Genomic DNA, 17,739 nt, shown 5'->3' on the forward strand with positions numbered 1-17,739 from the left:
GTATGCGACGTATTTCATTTGATCTTGAGCTCTATCGCAATCAGATGCTGGCCTTGATTGGCGATAAACCGGAGACGGAAACATTCTGGCAGGCACTTGATTTCTCAGTCGAGGCGCATGCCGACCAGTGGCGCCGTTCCGGAGATGCATATATCCTGCACCCCTGTTCCGTGGCAAAAATTCTTGCCGAAGAAATGGATATAACCCATCCGGAGATCCTTGCCGCTGCACTTCTGCATGATACTGTTGAAGATGTTGAGGAAATCACCGCTGATCTGGTCGGTCAGAAGTTCGGCAGTTATGTCCAGGCGATTGTTGAAGGATGCACCAAGGTGACGCACGTCTCCGGCGATAAACAGGCCAACAGCCAGAATACGCACCGGAAAATATTTAGCGGGGCGGCCTTGCGGCCTGAGGTTATGCTGGTGAAACTGGCCGATCGCCTGCATAATCTGCGAACCCTGATGGCCATGCCCAAAGCCAAACGTCAGCGAATAGCCGATGAAACCATCGATATTTACGCTCCACTGGCTACTGTTTTCGGCCTCTTCAACATGAAGCGGGAGATGTATAATCTCGCTCTTTTGTATAAATACCCCAAGCAGGGTGCCCGCCTTAACAACCATATCCGCCAGTTGCAGAGATCGCCGCTAGGCCAGACAATTGTTGAAAATGTTCTGAAAAATGCTGAAAAGGAAAATTTTTCCTGCAAGGTTACGGTGCGAACCAAAAAACTGTGGGCTTATTATGATTTGGTCAACCGCATCCTTGTCCAGCGTATAGATACACCGCTGGAGATTCTTATTGTTGTCGATGATGTCCAGTCCTGCTACAGGGCACTGGGAATTGCCAATCAGACCTATAAACCGATCCCGCGGACCATCCGTGATTTCATCGCCAACCCCAAACCGACCGGGTACCAGGGATTGCATGCCAAAGCAATTGTCGAAGGGCAAAAGTTTCTCTTTAAGATCCGCACCGATGAGATGGAACGAAAGGCGCAGAAGGGCCTGTTTCGCAACTGGAGCTCGAAAGCAGGAAAACAGGTCAAATTCATTCGGGAAATCCAGGAATTGTTCGATGTAATCGGCTCCGAAGACTCTTTTTCCTACCGGGATGTCATTGCTGCCAGTGGGAGAAAGGAGATTTATACCTACACTCCCCAGGGAGATCTAATCTGTCTTCCGGTCAACTCCACCATCCTCGATTTTGCTTTCCGGGTGCACACCGAAATTGGTCAGACCTGTCTCGGTGCAATGATCCGCAACAAGCGCGTCCCGCCGTCGCATATTCTGAAAGACGGGGATATGGTACGCATTGTCCGCGCTGAGCGGCCTATCAGGTTTGAGCAGCATATGCTGGCCATGTGCAAGACGCCGAGAGCAAGGGGGGAACTTGCCAAAAACTTTAGAGTCAGATGCCAGAAAGTAACGCGGGAAGTGGGAGTATCGATGCTGCGGCAGGAGATGCTTCGCTATGGCATTCCATTTGATGTTCTGGAAGGCAAGGATCTGCCTGAACTTTTGGCCCATGAAGCTCTTCCATCGCTTGACGAGTTATATGTGCGGATAGGCGAGGGGAGAGTGCACCTCAAAGAGTTAATGGAGGACATCAAAAATATTATGTATGGTGGGGTGTCTCCTCTGGTGACACCGACCGGTGCGTTCAATAAAATTGAGTTGACAACCCTCGATCCGGTTTCGGTCAAGCTGTCTTCGTGCTGTAAGCCTAATCCAACGGCCAAAGATAATTGTGCGCTGCTCACCCCGAAAGGGCTTTCGGTCCACCATAAAAACTGTGAACGATTTCGAGAGCTTAAATTTCAGCGGGAAGACGCGGTCGATATCTCCTGGAAAATCAGACAGACCCATGTCCGCAAACAACAGATTCTGCATATTCTCCGGGCGACCAGAAAGAGTGTCATGCAGACTATCGGTTCTGCTCCGCTGGAACTGGATATGCAGAGGCTCGAGATTCTGTCCAGTTATTCTTCGCTTTATCCCGCCTGGGAACTTGTCTTCAGGGTTGTTAATCTGTATGACCTGCAACGGGTGTTAAAACACTTCGATAAATCTGGTCTGCCCTATGAATTTGATCTCGACTGTTGAAAAAATATGTCACTGCGACGGGATCAGGAAACAGCAGTCTCGTTCTTTGCCGTCTCCTTGTCGCGTGGTGATTCCTGTTCTTTTTTGTATTTGGCAAGTATTCTGCCAAGCATGTCCGGCAGGTCGTTTGGCTGCCTGGAGCTTCTCTCCAGTTGAATAAGCGTTTTTTCAAGGGTGAGTCTTTCACCTATGAAAATATGGCGTAAAATAAGAGAAATAAGTCTGGTTATCGTGGTGAGATTGGAGATGCGGGACTGAAGATGCTGGTCACGATCAAAAGCCGTGGAGGCAAAGATTTCCACGGGGTTGCCGTCAAGCTGGCTGACCGAGACATACCAGGTGTTTCTGTCCCTGTCTGTTGTCCGGTGCCGGACTCCATCCAGAACGTCGGGGAGTTCCTGTTCCCCTTGCGGCGATGGAATAGTTGAGACCTCAGAGACGCCAACCATTCTGGACAGCTTTTGCAAGGCATCGGGTTTGTTTTGCAATAGTTCGACGATGCTCGAACAGGTTGCGCAGATCTCATCTTTTCCAGTGCCGGTCAGGGTGCCGTTTTTTCCGCAGAGGGCACATGTACCCTGCTTTTTTTTAACTTTCATTGTTCCAGTCGTCATAAGGGATGATATTTTTGATGTGTTCTTTCAGGTGGCGGCGAAACTCCTTGCCGCTAATTTCTCTTGCCCCGAACCGTAATAAGTGATCGGTTGTCATCTGGCAATCAATCATTTGGAAATTTCTGCTTTGTAAATACTCAACCAAAGCGATCAAGGCAAACTGGGAAGCGCATTTTGTTCGGGAAAACATGGATTCGCCAAAAAAAACTTTATCTAATGCGATACCGTATAAGCCGCCGATCAGAAGATCATCCTGCCAGCATTCAACTGAATGGGCAAAACCGAGATGGTGCAGTCTCGTGTAGGCCTCCTGCATTTCGGGGGTGATCCAGGTCTCCGTCCTGCGCTCTGTCCGTACTTCCGCGCATTCGCTGATGACTCTTGAAAATGCCCGGTCACGGGTTATGCTAAAGGAAGCGTTTCTGGCATATCGGCCCAGTCGTTTTGGTACCCTGAACTCCGCTGGAAAAAGTACCAGGCGAGGGCTGGTGAACCACCAGAGAATCGGATCGCCGATCGAATACCAGGGAAATATTCCCTGGCTGTATGCCATCAGCAGTCTTTCCGGTCGAAGATCCCCGCCTATAGCCAGGAGACCGTTATCTTCTGCATACTCGGGGTGGGGGAATTGAATGTGCTCGTTCAGGCGAAAAATGGGCATTCATTAAATGGTGGTTCGTTTGTTAATAAGTACCTTGCGGATTGTTTTCATCTTTTTTAGAGCGATAAGAGGTGGAATGCGGTCTGCCCGGGGCGATACGGCGACAATACGCTGTTTATTTATTTCTGGAGTAGAGTATTATTATGCCGTCCTCTTGTCGGTGGGGCAAGAGGAGGGTTCGCCAAAGCGAAAAACTATAACCGTTTCCATTCCATTATGATAGAGATTAATAAAGATTTAGACAACGGTGAAAAATCACCATTTCTGGACGAAGTTGTCGTTGCTAACTATTTCCCTTGTGCCAGTCGGGCGGAGGTCTTGTCCCAGATGCAAAAGGCTGTGCAAAACGGGGTTGCTCTCATGCTGCTCTCAGGAGATGAAGGCAGCGGCAAGACAATGCTGTGTCGTATGCTCGAACATGAAGCCTCGTGCCAAACTGTTTTATTCTCCCGCACCGTCGATTCATTTGAAGAGGTTGTACGGACTATAGCCATCAGCCTGGAATTGATAAGTGAGATTGACATTGATAGCGGCGATATTGATCACTCGTTACAGCATATCATTGATTTCCTGCTGGACCAGTCGATGGAACTGCTAATAATTTTCGATGAGGCTGAAAATATATTTCTGGCCACCCTTGAACGAATTCGGAGAATGCTCGACCGATTCAACGAGGCTGGAGTGGTGATACATATCCTTTTGTCCGGCCGAAAAACTCTGCTTGAAAATTGTGATCAGGTCTCCTTGTGCAATTTTCGAAATACCGATGAGCGTCATTTTGAGCTTACCCCGCTTTCTGCGTCCGAATCTGTCGCGTATTTGCAGTGGTGTGCTTCGCGATTAACCGGAATAGATGTGGAAAAGGTGTTTTCCGATGCGGTGTTGCATGACATGAGTGATCAGGCTCATGGTAATTTTCGGAAGATCAACCTCCTTGGTGCCGAGGCCGTAAAACCGCACAACAGCGATAATTCGTTTATGGTGCTTCTGGAAGGTGTCGAGGAGGGCGGCGATATCGAGGAAGAGGTCCCGCCTCGTGCCAGATACCCGCAACTGGTTGAAAAGATAACGGCATATTCTCCCTGGATTGGCGGAGCGGTGTGTTGCCTGCTGTTGCTTTTCTTTCTGTTCAGGTCAGGGGAGCATCCGGTTGAAGTCGGCAAAGAAATACCGCAGCCGCCAAAAGTCGAGCAGGCTGAAACGGTGGCAACGAGCCAGGAAACAGTTGACAGTCTCGCTGAGAAAAAAGAAATGGCAGCCTTGGCTCCGGTAGAGGAATTGCAGCCACCGGAAGAAGATGAATCGTCGGCATCAGCGCCGGCGATAACAGCGCCTGGACAGGATGCTGCTGTTGTTTCTCCGTCTGTTGATAAACCCCCGCAGGCGGCTGTTACCCAGGAACAACCAGTGGCTGAGCATGTTGCACCTGAGACCAACAAAACCGAAGAGGCTGTTGCAACGGCCGACAGCGAAGGTAATCCGCCTGTTGCTCCAAGAGAAGAAAAAGAGGTTGTTGGCTCGGCAGAAGACAATCCATCGCAGGAAGCGGTTACCAATGATATGAAGCCAATAGCCCGGTTGTCTGCAGGCAGCCATGTGAAGAAAAAAACGGTATTGCCGCCGACGCAAAAGCGGGGAAATGTCAAGGCTCAGCCCATAAAGAAACCCGTACCAACGGCGGTTGCATCGAGGCCGCATTCTGCTGCTGACAGGTTGTACGACGCACGACTCACTGCCGGTACCAGATGGGGAAATACAGAAAAGAAAAAAATGTTTACCGTCCAGGTTATGGCTTTGACTTCAAAAAACGCGGAGAAAAATCTTAAAGAAATGCTGGCGCAGGTCAAATACCGCCAAGAGGCAGGGAATTTTTATATTCTTAAGAAAAAGACAGCTCCGGAAGGTCTCTTTGTATTCTACGGGGAGTATTCCAGCATTGACCGAGCCCGTCTTGCTCAGAATAGTCTGCCGCCGTTTCTTCGCGACCACAAACCCTATACTTTGTCAATTGAAGGTGCCATCGCCAAGGTCGGTAAATAACGTCGGCAGCCTGCCGTCGAGCGGCAAAAAAAAAGGGTTGGTTCAGTTTTGCACTGTACCAACCCTTTTTCTATTTGGTGGAGCTAGACGGGATCGAACCGACGACCTCTTGACTGCCAGTCAAGCGCTCTCCCAGCTGAGCTATAGCCCCTTACGTTTGCTGAATTAACTTAACCGTAAAGTTGCACCATCATTAACAGGGATTGTTTTTCGTGTCAATAAAAAATAGTACATTCTTTTGATTGTTATGCCATTTCCATTGCTAATGGAAATGAGGTTTGTTATGCTTTCATGTTTCGTGAGATGTACTGTTATGGCTGTCCCTTTACGTTACTCTGACAAGCCCCGCTCTTCAAGCCAGCGGCTGCTGATATATTTTCAAGGCGCGACATGGCGTCTTTCATAGCAAGGAAGAATGTATGTATTCACCATTTAATTTTCTGTTCGGCTGGTTGTCAAACGATCTGGCTATAGATCTCGGCACGGCAAATACAGTCCTGTATGTCAAGGGCAAGGGGATTGTGCTGCGGGAACCATCCGTCGTTGCTGTTCGGCAGGACGGGCGGATGAGCAAGGTCCTGGCCGTTGGACAGGAAGCTAAAATGATGCTTGGTAAAACACCTGGCAATATCACTGCCATCCGGCCAATCAAAGACGGGGTTATTGCCGATTTTGAAGTAACTGAGGCAATGCTCAGATATTTTATCAACAAGGTGCATAATCGAAGAACTTTGGTTCATCCACGTATTATTATTTCCGTACCGTCCGGAATTACCCAGGTGGAAAAGCGGGCGGTGCGTGAATCCGCTGAGTCGGCTGGGGCGAGGGAGGTTTATCTTATTGAGGAGCCGATGGCGGCAGCAATCGGAGCTGGTCTGCCCATTACCGAGCCGACCGCCAATATGATTATTGATATTGGCGGCGGGACCACCGAAGTGGCCGTTATTTCACTGTCCGGCATCGTCTATGCTAAATCGGTCCGGGTCGCCGGGGACAAAATGGATGAATCCATCCTCCAGTACATCAAACGCAAGCACAATCTGGCGATTGGGGAACGAACGGCAGAGTTGATCAAAACGACCATTGGCAATGTCATGCCGGAAGAACCGTATGAGACGATGGATATTAAAGGGCGGGACCTTGTCTCAGGTGTGCCGAAGACCCTGCAGATCTCAGCTGATGAAATTCAATCGGCAATAGCTGAGCAGGTGGACGTAATTGTTGAGGCGGTAAGGATTGCGCTCGAAGTGACTCCCCCTGAATTGGCGGCAGATATCGTCGACAACGGCATTGTCCTTACCGGTGGCGGCGCCTTGTTAAAGAATCTTGATAAATGTTTACGGGAAGCGACGGGTATGCCAATAATTGTCGCTGAAGATCCTCTGTCTTCCGTTGTCCTCGGTTCCGGGAAAGCGCTTGATAATCTTGATATCCTTCGTGAGGTCACAATCGAGTAATCTCTGCTTCCGGCAATGTATTTCTTTGTGCCGGTTGTAGCTTGCCGGTACTCCATGTGGTGCTCTAACCTGTTGTGATCTGTGCGAAAAAAAACGAAAGCCATACAGGGACGATCTATCTATGGAACCATTCGAATCTTGATTCTGGTGGTGATATTAGGTATCGTTGGTCTGTTGCTGCTGGCCTCAATGCTTGGTGGACGGTTTGGTACGCCGCATCAACTTACCCTGGATTTTATTGGCCCCATGCAGAGCGCAGTGACGCGTTCGCTGTCCGGGATTGTGAGCCTGAAAGACGATTATATCGCTCTGTGGAACGTTAGGGCAGAGAATAAAAGACTTCAGGCGCTTGTCGATAAATATCTGAAAGAACTAGGTGAATATCGAGAAGGATACAGTACCAATTTGCACCTCGAAGAGCTGCTGGCCTTTAAAGACAAACTGAGTTTTCAACCATTGGCAGCCCGGGTTGTCGGCAAGGAACCGGCGTACTGGTATCAGACCATTGTTGTTGATCGCGGTCGGAAAGATGATGTCATGGAGGGGATGATTGTGCTTGCTCCCAGTGGCGTTGTCGGGCAGATCATTCATACGGCGGATCATTACTCGAAAGTTTTGCTTGCCAATGCTCCAAGCAGCGCTATTGACGCGATGATTCAGAAGAACCGGACTCGGGGAATTTTGAAAGGAGCTGGTGAGCATGGTTATGTGCTCGAATATGTCTTGAAAAATGCCGATGTTGAGGAAGGCGATTATATTGTTACCGCTGGTATCGGTGGAGTTTTTCCTGCCGGAATACCCCTTGGCAGGGTGTCGAAGATACATCAAAAGAAGAGGGGGATGTTCCAGGAAATCGAAGTGCAGCCGAGTGTCGATTTCCAGAAATTGGAATTTGTATTTATTGATCCGACAGATCGGAGAAAAATACTCGATTCAGCGAACCTTTCACCAGGGAGGTAGAAGCGGGTAATGTTGTTTCTTTCATTCTGGCTGCTCGGGATTGTCTTGATTGTTCTTCAGACAACTTTGATGCAGTCACTGCCTCTGTGGCTTGGTCGGCCGGATTTTCTTTTTATTCTCGTAACCTTCATTGCTTATCGTTTTGCCTGGGTACCCGGTATTGTCCTGGTTTTTACCCTGGGATGGGTTATGGATGTCCTCGTGGGATTGTATCTTGGTTTTTATCCTCTGATGTGCCTATTTACTTTTGCTGCACTGAAATTCCTCACCAACAAAAGCCCCATAAAGGAGTCGACTTACCAGATTCCCCTTGTTGGCCTGAGTTATTTTCTGGTACAGATAATACTCTATTGTGTGTATTCCCTTGCTCTGCCCGAAGAGTTGCCGGAATGGTCGTGGGGGATTACACTGCAGAGAACTGCCCTGCAGGTGGCGGCGGCAATTCCCCTTATTCTCCTATGCAGCAGTCTGTATGATTTTCTGCTGAAACATCGGTTGCGTACTAAACCTGCCCGTCGTCGCCCTCGAAAACCGATGTGATCGGAAAAGTAGAATGAAGCTTAAATTTTCATTAAAAGATGTTGCCGATATTGCAGAGCATGATGAAGGTGCGCTTGATCTGTTAAAAAAACGATTGCTGGCAGCTTCCGCCGTGGTGCTTTTTTTCCTGATCGTCATTGTCCTGCGCCTGTGGATCCTGCAGATCAATGATGGTGAGGAATACGAGAAACGGGCCTATGGCAACAGAGTCCGGATTCGTCAGGTAGCACCGCCCAGAGGTCATATCCTTGACCGAAATGGCAAGGAGATTGTCACCAACCGTCCGTCATTCAATGTTGCGCTGATCCAGGAAGATTCCCATGATCTGAGTAATGTCCTGAAACGGCTTGCACCTGTCCTTGACATGGGTGTTTCTGAGCTGTGGGAGAAAATCCGGGAGGCATCCGATACTCCAAAATATGTGCCGGTCATGCTCAAAGAGGATATCGACTGGCAGACTCTTGCCTACCTGGAGAATCATAACCACGAGTTTTCCGGGATCCGAACGGAAGTGCAGCCTGTTCGGGTCTACCATTATGAAGACCTGGCGGCAAATATCATTGGCTATCTCGGATCAATTTCCAAAAAAGAGCTGGAGTCAGCCGACCGTGACATCTATACCGGTGGAGACATCATCGGTAAGAAAGGTCTGGAAAAAGAGCGGGAGGAGGATCTTCGAGGCGAGAAAGGATTCAGTTACTCAGAAGTCGACGCAAGAGGCTTTGAACAGCAGTTGCTGAAGGCGGTCGAACCGCTGCCAGGCAGAGAGATCCGGTTAACCCTCGATGTCGATCTGCAACAGATAGCCGAAAGCTATATGATGGCCGGTGAAAAGTCCGGGGCCGTAGTTGTCATGGAGGTAAAGACGGGCCGATTACTGGCCGCTGTTTCCGAGCCCACGATTCATATCAACGATTTTGTCGGCGGGATTTCGGTCAAAAAATGGCAGGAATTACTGGATAACCCCAAACATCCCCTGATCAACAAAGTTGTCCAGGCCACATACCCGCCGGGGTCCACCTACAAAATGGTGGCGGCGCTGGCAGGCCTGGCAACTGGAGTGATAGATGAAAATACGGTCTTTTACTGTCCGGGGCACTACTCGTTTGGCAACAGAATATATCGTTGCTGGAGACATTCAGGACACGGGCCGGTAAATCTTATCAAGGCCCTCAGCGAGTCCTGTGACGTGTACTTTTATCAGGTCGGCCAGAGAGTGGGTGTCGACAGGCTGGCGGAATATGCCAATAAGCTCGGGTTAGGATTGAAGACCGGGGTTGAAATGGAATATGAAAAGGCCGGCCTTACCCCGACAAGAGCATGGAAGGAACGATATCGTAAGGCCAAGTGGCAGGATGGAGAGACGCTTTCCGTTGTTATTGGCCAGGGTTTTAACCTTGTTACTCCTCTGCAGTTGTGTGTTATGACGGCTACACTGGCGAATGGGGGAAAATTATACCGGCCCCAGCTGGTCGAACAGGTTACGGATCCGGAGGGGAAGGTCGTTGAAAACTTTTCACCGGAACTGGTGAATGAAATTACCGGATTCGACCGGTATTTCAAATTGATCCGAAAAGGAATGGAGGGGGTGGTTCAGGGAAAACACGGTACCGCTCGCTCGGTTGCCATCGACGGGCTGACGATTGCCGGTAAAACCGGGACTGCTCAGGTGGTCAGGTTAGCTCAATACCGCAACCTTAAAGAAGAAGATATTCCCTATAAATATCGGGATCATGCCTGGTTTACCTGCTATGCTCCGGCGGAAGACCCGGAAATCGCTGTGACCGTACTGGTTGAACACGGCTTGCACGGTGGGTCGGGGGCCGGGCCGATAGCCAGGGCTGTTTTGAACCAGTATTTCAGCGGCAGGCTGAACCAGACGGGACAGAAGCAAGGCGCAACAGAAGTGCCTTCTGCAGATGAATAGGTATACGGTGTAGGCCATGTTTCGTATAGATCGACGATTGTTTGAACATTTTGATATGGTGCTGATGCTGCTCATCTTCCTGATTTGCACGATGGCTTTTTTCAACCTTTACAGCGCCTCGTTCCCACCTAAAGGGTATGGCATGCCCCCGTATATCAGGCAGGGGTACTTTTTCCTCATGGGCTTTGCCGCGTTTGTCTTTATTGTCAGTTTCGATTACCAGGAACTGCATTCGTGGAATTATCCCTTCTACGTCTTAACTATTCTTCTTCTGCTGTTCGCCTTTGTCGCCGGGCATGAAGCCGGCGGAGCCCAACGCTGGATTAACCTCGGGTTTTTCAAACTGCAGCCGTCGGAACCGGCCAAACTCATGCTGGTTGTCACACTTGCCAGCTATTATTCAAGAAAGGAAATTAACGACGGATATGCAATCAAAGATCTGGTTATGCCAATCGTGCTGACCGGCATCCCTTTTGTGCTTATTTTGCTTGAGCCCGATTTGGGCACGGCCCTGATGCTCGGCATTATTTTTGTCTCGATGACGGTGTTCGTCAAACTCAGGATGTCTACCTACCTCATCATGGGGAGTCTCGGGATTGGGGCGATATTATTTGCCTGGGAAAGCCTTTTGAAACCCTATCAGAAGCAACGCATAGCAACCTTTCTTAATCCCGAGCAAGATCCGATGGGGCATGGCTATCAGGTATTGCAGTCGAAAATCGCCGTCGGCAGCGGAGGACGATTCGGCAAGGGCTATATGGAGGGGACGCAGGGGCACCTGCATTTTCTCCCGGAACGGCACACCGATTTTGCCTTCTCGGTATGGGGGGAAGAATGGGGATTTGCCGGAAGTGTGATTTTTATCGGAATTTATTTCCTGCTTTTGCTTTGGGGCTTGTATGTCGCAATGTATGCAAAAGATCGATTTGGTGTGCTGCTCGCCTACGGGGTGGTTATGCTCATTTTCTGGCAGGCTGTCATCAACCTGTTCATGGTCATGGGCTTCCTGCCGGTCGTCGGTATACCTCTGCCGCTTGTCTCCTATGGCGGTTCTTCTCTTCTGACCACCATGCTTGGGCTGGGGCTGCTGATGAATGTCCGCATGCGCCGGTTTCCAAACTCCATGGGCAGGGGGGAATAGGCAGTCAGCTTTTTTTCTGCAGAACTAAAGACTTAAGTCCTTGAATAAAGCGTGGATTGGTATTGAGCGAGGGACTCGATTTAAGGCACATCCCCAGCTTGGCTGCCTGTTCGCGATACAGCATGTTTATTTCGTACAGGGTCTCAACGTGATCTGAAACAAAGCTTATTGGTACCATCAAGATATTTTTACACCCCTCCTCTGCAAGAGATTGCAGCATTTCCGGGGTTGAAGGGGAGAGCCACTCAACCGGACCGCTCCGGCTCTGATAACAGAGTCTGCCGCTTTGCCCGGTGATTATTTCCACTGCCTTGATGGTCTGCTTGATATGCTCTACATAGGGATCGCCATCCCGGATAAAAGAGACGGGGAGGCTGTGAGCGCTGTAGACGATGTGCACGGGCTGAGACGCAAAGGATGGCAATTCCTTCATAATGTTGTCTGCCAGCGCGGTAATATAGTCGCTCTGGGTGGGCCAGGAAGAGATACAGGTGAAAGGCATATCCGGGGCAAGCCGCTGCAGGCTCTGCTGCAACTGCGACAGCGATGAGCCGGTGGTGGCTTTTGAATAGTGGGGGTACAAAGTGAGAGCGGTAAGATGCGCAACTCCTGCGGCCAGCAACTCCTGTATTGCCTGGTCGGCAAACGGCGGCCAGTACCGCATGGCGACGGTCACTATATAGTCGCCATCCTCACAAAGAACATTCTGCAGGGCTTTTGCCTGACGAAAACTGATATCTTTGAGCGGAGAACCTCCGCCTATCTTGGCATAGATAGCCCGGCTTTTCGGTGCTCTTCGCCTCGCTATTATCCAGGCAAGAAATTTTTGCATAAAAGCGGGACCCAGCTGGATGATGTCCCGATCGGCAAAGAGGTTGAAGAGAAAGGGGCGGACGTTGTCCAGGGTGTCCGGACCGCCCATATTGAGAAGGATGACTCCGTTTTTGCCGTTGCGCAATGTGCCACTCCTTGAGTATCAACAGGTTTTCTGGTGAGGTTGAAAAGCACATAATTATACAGAGAAAATTTATGAATAGCCACGTTTGTCGCTATTTTTTCAGGTAAAAAGTTAGAACTGCCTGAATTGCACCGATAAAATACGGTGCGGACTTGATTCTCGGGAAGAGGGAAATATAATAGCAACAAGAGCAGACCGTCTTCGACCAGGATTTTTGAGATGTACCCTCTGTCTGGTTCGTCGATGGATTGCAGGGGATGCATCGGACGATGCAAGAGTAAAACGGCGGCAAGACTGCCGTTTGAAACAGAGCTGGAGGAACTATATGGAACTGAAGATCGAAGCCAGAAATGTTGAGTTACGTAAAGGTTGGCAGACGAAGATCGAAGAGGAACAGGAAAAACTCATTCGGTTCTATCCAAATTTTGTTTTGCATTTACGTGTCAGCATTGAAGCCACGACCCATTACAAAGAAGGTGGGTTTGAGATCAAACTGGTTGCGACGGTACCCAATGATACGGTTGTTGTCACCAGGAACGCAGAGACTGTACGTGCGGCGCTCACTGAGTCCTTTGACGTGTTGACCTTACAGCTCAAAGAGATCCAGAGGAAAAAAAGAAAAAGTCATAAGCAGCCCGGTCAGGCGGTATCGACCGACAGTCTTGGTATCATCAGAAAGCTTTCTCCACATGAATCCTATGGGTTTATAACCTCATCGGATAAAAGAGATATTTATTTTCATGAAAACGCTCTGAAAGACTTGAACATGGACGACCTTACCGAAGGAGACAGCGTTTCCTTCGGGGAGACTGTCGGTGATAAGGGTCCTCAGGCTTCCTGGGTGAGAGCGCCAAGGTAAGCCAGTAAAAGAGAAAAAACCATAGGCCTCGGGCATGCCATGTCCCGGGGCTTTTTTTTGTCTTTTTCGGCCCGTGCCCAGGAAACCCGATTCTTCAATGTGATTACCACTAATCCTCATCTGTATGGGGATATGAGGTGCCCTTTGCACGGGTGTTCCGCAGCCTGGATGGCTGCGGTCAAGCCCCCAGGGATGGGTTTATGGCGTCCCGTGATAAGGGTACCTCATATCCCTCTGAACCTTCTAAGCTGAACTTTAGTGGTAATCACATTCTTCAATGCAAAAGCATGAAAACCAGCTATAGTCCTCCCATTATATATTACCGAGGCCGGCCTGTTCTCTGGCCTGATCTTGTGCTGAATGATTTTCAAATATAAATGGAGTTACAGGCAGTGAAAGAAGAAATATATATTATTGATGGCAGTGCCTACATCTATCGGGCCTACCACGCCATAGCACCGCTTTCCAACAGCAGTGGCGTTTCAACCCATGCGGTTCTCGGTTTTGTTACCATGGTCAAACGGCTGATACGGGAAAAAAATCCCAAATACCTGGTCATGGCTTTTGATTCCCGGGGCCCGGTATTTCGCCATCAGCTCTATGATCAGTACAAGGCTAATCGTCCACCTATGCCGGATGACCTGAGTATGCAGATCCCGTTTATCAGACGCTTTGTCGCCGCATCAAACATCCTCATGCTCGAGGAACAGGATTTTGAGGCCGACGATATCATTGCCTCCGTGGTGAAACGATTCACCGCTCTTGGTCACAAAGTTGTGATCGTCTCCGGGGATAAGGACCTCCTGCAGCTTGTATCAGACGATGTGGTCATGTGGGACCCCATGAAAGATAAGGTAATGGACCTGGAGGCGGTTAAACAGAAATATGGCCTGCGGCCGGACCAGCTGCTCGATTTTTTTGCCTTGATGGGGGATAGTTCCGACAATGTGCCGGGGGTGCCGGGGATCGGACCGAAAACCGCCGAGAAACTGATCGGAGATTTTGCCAGTCTTGATGGCTTGTATGCCCATCTCGATGACTTGAAAAAATCCAAAATGAAAGAAAATATCATCGGCAATCGCGCCAAGGCCTATCTCTCCAGAGATTTAATCAGTTTGAGATCGGATGTGCCAATCCCAACGCAACTGGACAGCTACCTGTTACGGGATGGAGACGACCTGCAGTTGGCCGAGATTTACACCGAACTCGAGTTCGCCAGCCTCTTGAAAGGAATTGATACCTCAACGGCGGTGCCGGTCGAGGGTTTTATGACCGTCCGCGATAGTCGCCAATTGGCCGAACTGGTTGAGGCGCTAAAGGATATCGACATTCTCGCGGTCGATACGGAGACGACCTCCTTAAATGCCAGAAATGCCCGCCTTGTCGGGATTTCCCTCTGCGCTGATCTCAAGAGGGCCTGGTACATTCCTGTTGGCCACCTTGATGCAGATGGCAATCTGGCCGAAGGGCAACTCGACGCTCGGGAAGTACAGGCTGCTCTGACGCCGATCTTGTCGTCACCGTCGATTACGAAAGTAGCGCACAATCTTAAATATGATTTTACGGTAATAAAACAGCAATGGGGAATTGAGATTGCTGCGCCGCTTGCAGACACACTGATTGCCGCATATCTTCTGGAGAGTGAGGGCCGGTCTCTTAAGCTGGACGCACTCTGCCTGCAGCGAGGTTTGAAGATGACCTCTTTTGATGAGGTAGTTGCCGGGGACAAGAGAGAGGATTGCTTTGCCTATGTGGATATCGGCAAGGCGGGGATCTATAGCTGTGAAGATGTCTACGGCACGCTGCTGTTGTGGCAGGAATTTGAGCCACAGCTCCATGAAAATAAGCTGATGGAGCTGTTCCGTGACGTTGAGATGCCGATTGTGACCATCCTGGCCCGAATGGAACTGACCGGTATCTGTCTTGACCCGAGCGTTCTTGATACCCTGTCGGTCGAGTTTACCGGCAAGCTCAAAATTCTGGAACAACAAATCTATGGCCTGGCCGGTCATGAATTCAATATCAACTCGCCGGCCCAGCTTGCCCAGATATTGTTTGAAGAGCAGGGGTTGCCGCATGGCAGAAAGACCAAAACCGGCTTTTCAACAGACGTAAAAGTATTGGAGCAACTGGCCAAAAAACATGACCTGCCGGCGCTGATTCTGCGCTACCGGACGCTGACCAAACTGCTCACAACCTATGTTGATAAGCTCAGTTTGTTACAGGATCCGAAAACCGGCAGGATACATTCATCATTTAATCAGGCCGTTGCCGCGACCGGTCGGTTGTCGAGCAGTGATCCTAACCTGCAGAATATCCCCATACGTACCGAGGAAGGCGGGCGCATCCGCGGTGCCTTTGTGCCCGGACCCGGGCTGCTGTTTCTCTCGGCGGATTATTCACAGATAGATTTGCGGGTCCTTGCCCACTATTCGCAGGATCCTGCGCTGCTCAAGGCTTTTCGTTCTGGCGAAGATATTCATGCCAGGACCGCGGCAGAAATTTTCGGGGTGTCGCCCCTGCTCATTACCTCTGAGATGCGTCGGGTGGCAAAGAGTATTAATTTTGGTATCGTCTATGGCATGAGCAGCTTTGGTCTTGCCAGTCAGCTTGATATCGGCCGCAAGGAGGCGCAGCGATTTATTGACAGTTACTTCCACCTGTATACCGGGGTTGAAAAATTTATGCGGGACATCGTCGAAAAAGCCAGGGAAAATGGTTATGTGACGACTTTGCTCGGACGTCGGCGAGCTGTGCCGGAGATCAATTCGAAAAACAAGGTGCGTCGGGAATTCGCCGAGAGAATCGCTATCAATACTCCTATCCAGGGGACTGCCGCCGATATTATCAAGCTGGCGATGATACGCTGCGAGAAGGCTCTCATCGAGAGCAGGCTGTCCGCCAGAATGTTGCTGCAGGTCCATGACGAACTGGTTTTCGAACTGCCCGAAGCGGAACTGGAGCGGACCAGACCGATCATTACAGAGGCCATGGAGCATGCCCTGAAAATTGATGTGCCGCTTGTCGTCAATTTTGAAGTGGGTAAGAGTTTGGCAAAGTAAGCAGAGAGAGATAAGCGACACCCGGGCTGATTCGCGAAAATATTACATTCAATTTTCGGAAAATCGACACCTCAAGCACTGGGCGAAAGAGGTGTCGATGGGTTCTAAAGCCGATCTCGCATGGGTACAAATGGACGACGAGTCTGGCCGGAATAGATCTGCCGGGGACGTCCGATCCTGGCATTTTCACGATCTTCCTTCATCTCCGTCCATTGAGCTATCCACCCGGGAAGGCGACCAAGAGCAAACATTACGGTAAACATGTTGGTTGGAATTCCCATGGCGCGATAGATTATGCCGCTGTAGAAATCGACATTCGGGTAGAGATTGCGCTGGATAAAGTATTCATCGGTGGCAGCATGCTCTTCCATTTGCAGGGCAATGTCGAGGAGCGGATCGTTTATTTCCAGTTCGTCCATTATCTCAGCGCATGCCTCCTTGATGATTTTTGCTCTGGGGTCAAAGGTTTTGTACACCCGGTGGCCAAAGCCGGTCAGCCGGAAGGGGTCGTTTTTGTCTTTTGCCTTGGCGATATATTTCTTGTAATTGTTGCCGTCTTTGTGGATCGCCAGCAGCATTTCAATAACCGCCTGATTGGCTCCGCCATGCAGCGGGCCCCAGAGTGCACTGATTCCTGCCGAAATAGATGCGTACAGGTTGGCCCCGGCACTGCCAACCAGGCGGACTGTCGATGTCGAGCAGTTCTGCTCATGATCGGCATGGAGGATCAGCAGTTTATTCAAAGCCGAGACGAATTCAGGTTTAATCTTATAGGGCAGATTCGGCCGATCAAACATCATATTGAGAAAATTTTCACAATAGTTTAAACGTGGGCTGGGGTAGACCAGGGGATGACCGATACTTTTTTTGTAGGAAAAAGCAGCGATGGTCCTGGTCTTCGCCAGCAGACGGGCGGTGGTGACCGAGTATCCCCCGTAAGGATCATCGTCATTGTCCATCTCAGGATAGTAGTTGTGCAGAGAATTGACGGTGGTGGAAAGAATCGACATTGGCGAGGCGTTTGGCGGAAAATGATCGAAGAAATGGATCATATCTTCATGGAGCAACGCAAAGCGACGCATCTCGTGTTTAAAGACCTCAAGGGCATCGAACGTTGGTAATTCGCCGTGCAGGATCAGATAAGCAACTTCGGTAAAGCTGCAGTTCTTGGCAAGATCTTCAATTGCATAGCCGCGATAATCAAGAATCCCGCGCGTGCCGTCGAGATAGGTAATTGCCGAAGTGCATGCTCCGGTATTCATATAGCCGCTATCGAGTGTGATGTATCCGGTTTCCTTGAGCAGCCTGCGGATGTCTATGGCTTTATCGCCTCTGGTTCCTTCAATAATCGGCAGCTTGTACGACTTGTCTCCAATGGAAAGGGTGGCAAATTCTTGTGACATGGCAATTCC

At 49.9% G+C, this 17,739-nt stretch carries 13 protein-coding genes and 1 tRNA gene; 9 read left to right on the forward strand and 5 right to left on the reverse strand.

Features of this window, described 5'->3' with window-relative positions:
• Window positions 1–2: 2 nt before the first annotated feature.
• On the forward strand, window positions 3–2,108 hold the full coding sequence (locus FCL47_RS21890; protein ID WP_136815858.1) for an HD domain-containing protein: 2,106 nt from the start codon (window positions 3–5) through the stop codon (window positions 2,106–2,108).
• Window positions 2,109–2,131: 23 nt separating this feature from the next.
• On the opposite strand, the gene FCL47_RS21895 is transcribed toward FCL47_RS21890, so the two are convergent.
• Together FCL47_RS21895 and aat are read right to left on the reverse strand one after the other, a co-directional pair.
• Window positions 2,132–2,707, reverse strand: coding sequence for a hypothetical protein (locus tag FCL47_RS21895; RefSeq protein ID WP_136815859.1), 576 nt, complete (start codon window positions 2,705–2,707; stop codon window positions 2,132–2,134).
• Complete coding sequence (gene aat, locus FCL47_RS21900; protein WP_136815860.1) at window positions 2,697–3,383, reverse strand: leucyl/phenylalanyl-tRNA--protein transferase; 687 nt, start codon at window positions 3,381–3,383, stop codon at window positions 2,697–2,699. Before aat ends, FCL47_RS21895 begins: the two co-directional genes overlap by 11 nt.
• A 216-nt stretch (window positions 3,384–3,599) precedes the next feature.
• Between aat and FCL47_RS21905 the strand changes: the two genes are divergently transcribed.
• A complete protein-coding gene (locus FCL47_RS21905) occupies window positions 3,600–5,423 on the forward strand; it encodes an AAA family ATPase (protein WP_136815861.1) in 1,824 nt (607 codons plus the stop codon).
• A 75-nt stretch (window positions 5,424–5,498) separates the two neighbouring features.
• Here the strand turns inward: FCL47_RS21905 and FCL47_RS21910 are convergent.
• Window positions 5,499–5,574 (reverse strand) — tRNA-Ala (locus FCL47_RS21910).
• Window positions 5,575–5,842: 268 nt separating this feature from the next.
• Here FCL47_RS21910 and FCL47_RS21915 point away from each other — a divergent pair.
• From FCL47_RS21915 to rodA, 5 genes are all read left to right on the forward strand, one after another.
• Window positions 5,843–6,880: a rod shape-determining protein gene (locus FCL47_RS21915; RefSeq protein ID WP_136815862.1), complete on the forward strand. Its 1,038-nt coding sequence runs from the start codon at window positions 5,843–5,845 to the stop codon at window positions 6,878–6,880.
• An 81-nt stretch (window positions 6,881–6,961) separates the two neighbouring features.
• The gene (gene mreC / locus FCL47_RS21920; RefSeq protein WP_136815863.1) at window positions 6,962–7,840 is read left to right on the forward strand and encodes a rod shape-determining protein MreC; all 879 of its coding nucleotides are present in this window, start codon (window positions 6,962–6,964) and stop codon (window positions 7,838–7,840) included.
• Between the two features lie 9 nt (window positions 7,841–7,849).
• Window positions 7,850–8,380 carry a rod shape-determining protein MreD gene (mreD, locus tag FCL47_RS21925; protein ID WP_136815864.1) on the forward strand — a complete coding sequence of 177 codons (531 nt, stop codon included), beginning with the start codon at window positions 7,850–7,852 and terminating at the stop codon, window positions 8,378–8,380.
• Between the two features lie 13 nt (window positions 8,381–8,393).
• Window positions 8,394–10,307 carry a penicillin-binding protein 2 gene (mrdA, locus tag FCL47_RS21930; RefSeq protein WP_136815865.1) on the forward strand — a complete coding sequence of 638 codons (1,914 nt, stop codon included), beginning with the start codon at window positions 8,394–8,396 and terminating at the stop codon, window positions 10,305–10,307.
• 16 nt (window positions 10,308–10,323) lie between these two features.
• A complete protein-coding gene (gene rodA / locus FCL47_RS21935) occupies window positions 10,324–11,448 on the forward strand; it encodes a rod shape-determining protein RodA (RefSeq protein ID WP_136815866.1) in 1,125 nt (374 codons plus the stop codon).
• 4 nt (window positions 11,449–11,452) lie between these two features.
• Here rodA and hemH read toward each other — a convergent pair whose 3' ends face one another.
• Window positions 11,453–12,406, reverse strand: a complete 954-nt coding sequence (gene hemH / locus FCL47_RS21940; RefSeq protein WP_136815867.1) for a ferrochelatase — start codon at window positions 12,404–12,406, stop codon at window positions 11,453–11,455.
• Window positions 12,407–12,731: 325 nt separating this feature from the next.
• On the opposite strand from hemH, the gene FCL47_RS21945 reads away from it, so the two are divergent.
• Complete coding sequence (locus FCL47_RS21945; RefSeq protein WP_136815868.1) at window positions 12,732–13,265, forward strand: HPF/RaiA family ribosome-associated protein; 534 nt, start codon at window positions 12,732–12,734, stop codon at window positions 13,263–13,265.
• A 392-nt stretch (window positions 13,266–13,657) separates the two neighbouring features.
• Window positions 13,658–16,327, forward strand: coding sequence for a DNA polymerase I (gene polA / locus FCL47_RS21950; protein ID WP_136815869.1), 2,670 nt, complete (start codon window positions 13,658–13,660; stop codon window positions 16,325–16,327).
• Between the two features lie 104 nt (window positions 16,328–16,431).
• Here polA and FCL47_RS21955 read toward each other — a convergent pair whose 3' ends face one another.
• Complete coding sequence (locus FCL47_RS21955; protein ID WP_136815870.1) at window positions 16,432–17,730, reverse strand: citrate synthase; 1,299 nt, start codon at window positions 17,728–17,730, stop codon at window positions 16,432–16,434.
• Between the last annotated feature and the right edge of the window lie 9 nt (window positions 17,731–17,739).

This window comes from Desulfopila sp. IMCC35006 (genome assembly GCF_005116645.1).
In the GTDB taxonomy this organism is placed as follows: domain Bacteria; phylum Desulfobacterota; class Desulfobulbia; order Desulfobulbales; family Desulfocapsaceae; genus Desulforhopalus_A.

Excerpts from the sequence above, each read along its gene's own strand:
- FCL47_RS21890 (WP_136815858.1), top strand. The coding sequence starts at position 3 with ATGCGACGTATTTCATTTGATCTTGAGCTCTATCGCAATCAGATGCTG.
- FCL47_RS21895 (WP_136815859.1), bottom strand. The coding sequence starts at position 2,707 with ATGAAAGTTAAAAAAAAGCAGGGTACATGTGCCCTCTGCGGAAAAAAC.
- aat (WP_136815860.1), bottom strand. The coding sequence starts at position 3,383 with ATGCCCATTTTTCGCCTGAACGAGCACATTCAATTCCCCCACCCCGAG.
- FCL47_RS21905 (WP_136815861.1), top strand. The coding sequence starts at position 3,600 with ATGATAGAGATTAATAAAGATTTAGACAACGGTGAAAAATCACCATTT.
- FCL47_RS21915 (WP_136815862.1), top strand. The coding sequence starts at position 5,843 with ATGTATTCACCATTTAATTTTCTGTTCGGCTGGTTGTCAAACGATCTG.
- mreD (WP_136815864.1), top strand. The coding sequence starts at position 7,850 with ATGTTGTTTCTTTCATTCTGGCTGCTCGGGATTGTCTTGATTGTTCTT.
- mrdA (WP_136815865.1), top strand. The coding sequence starts at position 8,394 with ATGAAGCTTAAATTTTCATTAAAAGATGTTGCCGATATTGCAGAGCAT.
- rodA (WP_136815866.1), top strand. The coding sequence starts at position 10,324 with ATGTTTCGTATAGATCGACGATTGTTTGAACATTTTGATATGGTGCTG.
- FCL47_RS21945 (WP_136815868.1), top strand. The coding sequence starts at position 12,732 with ATGGAACTGAAGATCGAAGCCAGAAATGTTGAGTTACGTAAAGGTTGG.
- FCL47_RS21955 (WP_136815870.1), bottom strand. The coding sequence starts at position 17,730 with ATGTCACAAGAATTTGCCACCCTTTCCATTGGAGACAAGTCGTACAAG.